This is a genomic window from Paraburkholderia sp. RL17-373-BIF-A (assembly GCF_046030175.1).
Lineage (GTDB): Bacteria > Pseudomonadota > Gammaproteobacteria > Burkholderiales > Burkholderiaceae > Paraburkholderia.
On sequence record NZ_JARESO010000321.1, the window covers coordinates 1 to 877 of the forward strand.

Annotated in this window: 1 protein-coding gene and 1 pseudogene; one reads left to right on the plus strand and one right to left on the minus strand. The window is 53.9% G+C overall.

The genetic code is table 11. From position 1 onward, the window contains the following. Positions 1–151: 151 nt before the first annotated feature. Positions 152–526: pseudogene (locus P0D80_RS50620) on the plus strand (transposase); the annotation flags it as partial. A 104-nt stretch (positions 527–630) separates the two neighbouring features. On the opposite strand, the gene P0D80_RS50625 reads toward P0D80_RS50620, so the two are convergent. Further along, positions 631–877: helix-turn-helix domain-containing protein (locus P0D80_RS50625; protein ID WP_408296394.1), on the minus strand; the 247-nt coding region annotated here is incomplete at its 5' end.

An 877-nucleotide genomic window follows, 5' to 3' on the forward strand; every position in this document is an offset into this window, starting at 1 on the left:
AGTGCTGCCCGACTGATTCGGCAAGCCTAATGGCCTCGAGCTTGAACTCGTCCGTGTATTGCCGTTTGGGCACCAGCTTCTCTGACATTCAAACCTCCGTACAAACAGGAAATTAACCAATTCCTGCTGTACGTGAAATCGAGGCACGGTCACGTCAGGTCTGCTGCTGGCGGTGCACATCACGCCGGCCAACGAGCAGGAGCGCGCACAGGTAGCCGAGCTTGCGCGTCAGGTTCAGCAGGCAACCGGTCAGGCGGTAAAGCTTGCATTCGCTGACCAGGGCTATACCGGTGACACAGCTCGACAGGCTGCGCATGACGAAGGCATCAAACTGCCAGAGGCGAAGAAGGGCTTCGTGCCGCTGCCGCGCCGATGGGTTGTCGAACGTAGTTTCGGCTGGCTCAACCGGTTCCGGTGACTGGCGCGAGACTACGAGCGCCTACCTGAAACGTTAGCAGGCCTGCACTTCGTTGTCTTCGCCATGCTCATGCTTGTGCATATTGCGCTGACGGTCCCAAGTTCCTAACACCCTCTAGGCTTGAAATCAGTTACAAAACTCCCTCTTATTTTCAGAGGTGCCGCGTGTCCTGAGAACAAGGGGCTGCTCCACAGATCTATTGAGAATACCGCCTATCGCAACACCGGCTTCATAAGAAGCCTTGTATTTTGCCGAACTTTTCGCGGACAAATCCCATAGTGGCGACGGAAGCGATCCGAGAAGTGAGCTGCGTTCGCGAACCCCGATTCGAACGCAATATCAATCACCTTCTTAGGTGAAGTCTCAAGTAGCAACTTTGCATGCTCTAGCCGTTGGGCCAGCAACCAGTGTTTTACTGAGACGCCAAATTTTTCTTTAAACAACTCATTGAACTTCCTT